The organism is Yinghuangia seranimata (genome assembly GCF_029953285.1).
Classification (GTDB): domain Bacteria; phylum Actinomycetota; class Actinomycetes; order Streptomycetales; family Streptomycetaceae; genus Yinghuangia; species Yinghuangia seranimata.
In genome coordinates this window covers 1-5,504 of the sequence record NZ_JASAOI010000094.1, presented here as the reverse complement: position 1 = coordinate 5,504, position 5,504 = coordinate 1, and the positions used below count along the sequence as shown (strand labels likewise).

3 protein-coding genes and 1 pseudogene are annotated in these 5,504 nt (G+C 74.5%); 2 read left to right on the top strand and 2 right to left on the bottom strand.

The annotated features are described in order from the left end of the window. Positions 1 to 137: 137 nt before the first annotated feature. Positions 138 to 1,190: a rod shape-determining protein gene (locus QI554_RS42330; protein ID WP_281478493.1), complete on the bottom strand. Its 1,053-nt coding sequence runs from the start codon at positions 1,188 to 1,190 to the stop codon at positions 138 to 140. Between the two features lie 371 nt (positions 1,191 to 1,561). On the opposite strand from QI554_RS42330, the gene QI554_RS42325 reads away from it, so the two are divergent. Next, entirely contained in the window at positions 1,562 to 3,133 is a 1,572-nt protein-coding gene (locus QI554_RS42325) for a PP2C family protein-serine/threonine phosphatase (protein ID WP_281478491.1), read from the top strand. Positions 3,134 to 3,160: 27 nt separating this feature from the next. On the opposite strand, the gene QI554_RS42320 is transcribed toward QI554_RS42325, so the two are convergent. Next, positions 3,161 to 4,624 (bottom strand): DNA-binding protein NsdB, encoded by a 1,464-nt coding sequence (locus tag QI554_RS42320; RefSeq protein ID WP_281478489.1) that lies wholly within the window; start codon positions 4,622 to 4,624, stop codon positions 3,161 to 3,163. 550 nt (positions 4,625 to 5,174) lie between these two features. On the opposite strand from QI554_RS42320, the pseudogene QI554_RS42315 reads away from it, so the two are divergent. Beyond that, positions 5,175 to 5,504: pseudogene (locus QI554_RS42315) on the top strand (hypothetical protein); the annotation flags it as partial.

The window sequence follows — 5,504 nt, the reverse complement described above, 5'->3', positions numbered from 1 at the left end:
GGGGGGGGGCGCGGCGCCCCCCCCCCCCCCCCGGGGGGCGCCGGGGGGGGGGGGGGCGGGGGGCCCCCCCCCCCCGCCCCCCCCGGCCGTGCACCGCGTACCGTCCGCTCCGCCCCGTCGGCGCTGTCCGTACCGCGTCAGGCGACGGGTGCGAACGCGTCCGGGTCGGTGGTCTCCTCGGCGACGACGTCGACCGCCTCGTCCTTGAGCGGGTCGCGGCCGACCGGGTCGGCGTCCGCCGACTTGGACGACGGACGACCGGACATCATGCGCGCCAGGCCGTCGATCACCCGGGTCTGCGGGTCCCGCGCAAGGTGCACCGGCATACCGGTCGCGGCGCGGACCATCTCGTCGAGCCCCGGAACGAGCGCGCCGCCGCCCGCCAGGGTGATGCCCCGGTCGGCCAGGTCCACGACCAGGTCGGGGGGCGACCGGCGCAGGACGCCCGCGATGCCGTCGAGCACGGTGTACAGCGGCGTGCCCATGATGTCGCGGACGCCCGCCGACTCGACGCTCAGCGCGCGGGCCAGCCCGGTCGCGACGTCCTTGCCGACGACGGGGACGACCTCGTCGCCGCCGAGCCGCAGGTAGATCTCGCGCAGCGCACCCGCCGGCAGCACCACGCCGTGCAGGGTGCGCAGGTGCTCCTCGACCGCGTGGTCGATGGCCTCGCCGCCGACCGGGACGATCGTCGAGGCGACGACGGCGCCCAGCGACAGCACCGCGATCTGCGTCGACGCGGCGCCGCACACCACCACCATCGCGGCCTCGGGCAGGTCGACCGGCAGCCCGCAGCCGACGGCCGCGGCGACGGGGATGTCGACGAGCTCCACGCGCTTGATGCCGAGGCCCGACAGCGCGAGCGTCGCGGCCTTGCGGGTCAGCGGGCCGCTGTCGTGCGGCACGCCGACGACGGCCCGCATCGCGCTGGCGCGCCGCCAGACGGACACGCGCCGGTCCACCAGCTGGCGCAGCATCGCCTGGGCGAGTTCGGCGTCCACGACGGTTCCGCTCGCGATGGGACGCGCGACGCGGATGTGGTCGGGCGAGCGCCCCACCATGCGGGCGGCGACAGAGCCGACCGCGACCAGACCGCCGGACCGGGTGTCCACCGCGGCCAGGCTCGGCTCGTCGACGACCAAGCCGTCGTTCTTGAAGTAGATTCGGGTCCGGGACGCCCCTAGGTCCACGGCAACATGACAGCGCCTGACGGCGGCGGGATCGACTCCCACGGCTTCCTCCGATTCGTACGAGGCAAGGCTCGGCTCGGATCTGCCGGGACGTTGCGGGACGTACTGCGGACGGCCTCCATCGTGTAACGAAACGGACCCCATCCGCGCGCCGACTGGGCCGGTCGGGTGACGCCGGGGGATGGTCCGCGCGCTCGGCAAACGCTCGCTAAGCCGTCCGGAGCACTACGCAACTCGCCGTTCCACCGGTCAATTTCGGTCAGTTCGGGTGATCGCCCGCAAGTCTTCGCCATTGCGGTGAAATCGCCACCAGCAACCGCGTTCCTATGCGAGAGTCAGTGCGGCGGCACGGAACAGGTGTAGGCGGGTTGATGCACGAACGGCCGGAGTTCGACGCGGCGGATCTGACGGCGATGATGACCCGGGTGGCCCGGCTCCGCGCACAGGCAGAGGATCTCAGCGCGGTATGTCTCGCGCGGGACGCCCCACGTCAGGCGCACTTGTGCCGGCTGCTGTCCGCGTCCCTGGAGCAGTCCCTCGACCACCTGTCCCACATGTGCGCGCCCCACGGGGAGGAAGTCCCGGCCGGGTACGAGCACACCGGGCCGTTCGGGCAGGCGTACGCCGAGGCGTACACGCTGCTCCCGCCGGTGCCCGAGTCGCTCCGCTCGCAGCGCTACCTGCGCCCGCACCTCATCGACACGGTCGTCGGCGACACGCTGCTGTCCGGATGCCGCCCGGCGCCGCGCGACCTGCTGCTGCCGCCCGACGAACCGGTGCGCGGGCGCGGCCACGACGACGAGCACGCGATCCCGCCCGCGCGGCGCCCCGCGGCCGGGCTGCTCGGCAGCGCCGAGTGGCACCTGGACACCGACGAAGTGCGTTGGTCCGACGAGATGTACGCGCTGTTCGACCGCGACCCCGTGCTCGGGCCGCTGCGCCTCGACGACCTGCCCTCGCACGTACTGCCCGGCGATCTCCCGGTCGTCGAGGGCATGGCGTCCCGGCTGCTCGGCGAAAGCAGGCCGGTGGAAGGCGAGTTCCGCATCCTGTGCGGCGACGGACGGTCCCGCGCGGTTCACGTCGTCGCCGAACCGGTGCTGGACGCCGACGGCGCGCCGCGCAGCGTGTGGGCCATCGTGCGGGACGTCACCGAACTGCGCTGGACCCAGGCCGCGCTCACCGAGGCCCGCGAACAGCTTGTCGTCCAACGCCAGTTGGCCCGCGCCGAACACCGCATCGCGGCCGAGCTGCAGCGCGTCGTCATGCCGCGCTGGACCCGCGCGATCGGCCTGCCGGGGCTGGACGTCGCGACCCGCTACTTCCCCGCCGAGGCCACCGCGCGCGTGGGCGGCGACTGGTACGACGGCATGGCGCTGCCCGACCGCTCGGTGCTCATCACGCTGGGGGACATGGCCGGCCACGGCCTGGCCGCGGCCGCCGGCATGACGACGCTGCGCAGCGCCCTGGAGGGCTTCGCCGTCATCGGCGCGTCGCCCGGCACCATGCTCTACTGGCTCAACCGCCTGCTGCTGCACGTGCTTCCGGCCGAGGCCATCGCCACCGCGCTGTGCGCCCGGTACGACCCCGAGCGCCGGGAACTGACCTGGGCCCGCGCGGGCCATCCGGCGCCGCTGCTGTTCCGGGCCGGCAAGGGCCGCGTGCTGGATCCGCCGCGCGGCATCGTGCTGGGCGTGCACGACGAGCCCGAGTACGTCGAGGCCCGCGTCGAACTGCGGGCCGGGGACGTGTTGTTGCTGTTCACCGACGGCCTCATCGAGCGCCGGGGCCACGACATGGACGACTCGATCGCGGTGCTGCTCGGCCTGGCCCCCCTGCTGGCGGGGGCCGACGCACGGTCGTGCGTGGACCTGGTGGTGAGCCGCCTGGGGCACACCGACTACGAGGACGACGCCTGCGTCATGGCGATACGCGTCACCTGACGCCGTGGGCGGGGCGGGCGGCGCGGGTCACGCCGTCGTCGGCCCCACCGGTCCCCCGCCGTCCGCGATCTCCTCGCGCAGCGCCTTGACTTCGGGCACGTCCTGGTAGCGGCCGGCCAGCTTCTGCATCTCGCCGAGCCGGTCCCACGTGCGGTGCGAGGTGACCTCACGCGTGGAGGTCAGCGCGAGCCGCGCGTACTGCGCACCGGCGTCCGGCTGACCGTCGATCAGATACGCCGACGCCAGCGAGATCAGGTCGAAGGTCTGCGACCGCTGGTGGCCCTGCGCGCGCAACTCCATGGCCTTCTGGGCGTGTTCCTGCGCGGGCCGGACCGCCGTCGGGTCGGTGTCGGCGAGCGTGCGGTAGACGAGCGCCTGCATGCCGTGCAGGTCGGCGCTGTCGAAGAAGCCGATCCAGTCCGGGTCGTCCTGCGGCTGCGCGCGCATGAACTCCTGCTCGGCCTTGCCGAGCGTGCGCCGGCAGTCCGCCGACAGTCCGAGCGACGCCTGCGCCCACGCCTCGATCGTGTGGAACATCGCGCGCGTGGTGGCGGTAGCGCGGTCGCCCGCGGTGCGCTGCGCGAGGTCGATGAGCGCGAGCGCGTCGCGCGCACGACCGAGGTGCACCATCTGGCGCGCCGCCCGCGACAACGCCTCGGCGGCGCGCGGCAGATCGCCCGCCTCGCGGGCGGCGTGCGCGCCGATGACGAAGTAGTTCTGCGCGGTCGGGTTCAGGCCGACGTCGTGCGACATCCACCCGGCGAGCACCGACAGGTTCGCCGCGACCGCCCACAGCCGCTGCCTGACCTGCGCGGGGTTGTCCGCCACGAGCAGGTTGCCGACCTCGTTGAGCTGGCCGACGACGGCCTTGCGCTGGAGGCCGCCGCCGCGGTTCGCGTCCCACGCGCGGAAGACGGTGACCGCGTGTTCGAGCGCGGCGACCTCCTCGGTGCCGACGGGGATCGCGTCGATGGGGGCGTACGCCGCACGCGCGCCGAACCCGGCGCCGCGCGGCGGAAGTGCGGGCTGGGCGGCCGGCATGTGGTCCGCGGCGCCCAGCCAGCGGTCGAAGTTGGTGACGAGGACGGGTCCCGCGACGAGCGCGAATCCCGTGCCGACAAAGCCGCGCCGATTGAGCATGAGGTCCATTCCCGTGAACTCGGTCAGGGCGTCCACGGTGCGCTTCGTACTCCACGGCAGTTCCTCGGGAACGGCCTGCACGTGGTGTCGGGGGCGTCCGCTGAGGCCCAGATCCTCGGAGGTGATGACACGTCCGAGTCGCTCGGTGAACAGCGCGGCGAGGACCCGCGGGACCGGGTCGCGCGGGCATTCGCCGTCCTCGAGCCAGCGGCGCACCCGCGAGGTGTCGGTGGCCAGCTGCGGATGGCCCATCCCGGCCGCGCGCCGGTTCACCAGACGGGCCAACTCGCCTTTCGACCAACCGGTCAACGCGAACAGCTCCACCAGTTTCGTGTTGCGCTCGCGCCGCATCTCGGTCCGCCCCTCCGTCGGCCCGTACGGCCGACCGCCGCTGTGCGGCGGCGGTGAATTCCGCCGCCGCCACCCGCTGTTCACGTCGAGCCCCCAGGTTGCTCGGTGCTTTCGAGGCTAGTGCCGAGGATTCCGGCGGTCGCCGATTCGCCATGGTTCGCCAGACCTCGCCACATGGATCACCACCCGCGCGAGGCGATGTCGTGGATGGTGGATCCGGTACGTGGGCACCCCACCCGCCGCGCGGCCGGGTCCGCCACGGAAGAGCATCGCGAGCGACCACTTGCCGGCGACCACGCGGACGACCACACGCGGGACCGCACGAGCGACCGTACGACCCGAGCACGAGCAGGCACGGCAGCACTACCAGCGGTGCCGGCACCGGCCGGGGCGGCCCCCAGGACGCCCCGGCCGGGCCGCCCACCCGTAGCCACACCTCCTCCCCGTCGTCCCGCACCACCCAAATTCGGAAGCGCACCGCGCTCGCCCTCTTCGAGGCCGCCCCCCGGCCGGGCCCCGCGGAACCCTCCCCGGACTAGGAAGGTCCTCGATGTCACCCTCCCCATCGCCTCTGGCCCGTGGATCGTCGGGCCCCGCCGCACCCGCCCGCGGCGGCCCGCAGCGCACCTCCGGATACGGCCAGGGCGGCGCGCCGACCACCCGCAGACCCGCGCAGCCCGGCACCGCCGGGCGCGCCATCGGCCAGAGCGGGCCGCGGCCGCCGGGCACCCCCGGCGCGGACCCGCTCCGGCAGCGCCCCGGCGGCTCCGCGTCGGGGGCGTACGGCCCGACGGCCGCCCGCGACACGGAGCCGTCGGGCCGCCGCGGGCCCGCGCCGCCCCGTCACCCGGGTCCCGCCGAGCCCGGTCGGGCGCAGCAG

Coding starts and splice junctions, on each gene's coding strand:
- QI554_RS42320 (WP_281478489.1), bottom strand. CDS start 4,624: ATGCGGCGCGAGCGCAACACGAAACTGGTGGAGCTGTTCGCGTTGACC.
- QI554_RS42325 (WP_281478491.1), top strand. CDS start 1,562: ATGCACGAACGGCCGGAGTTCGACGCGGCGGATCTGACGGCGATGATG.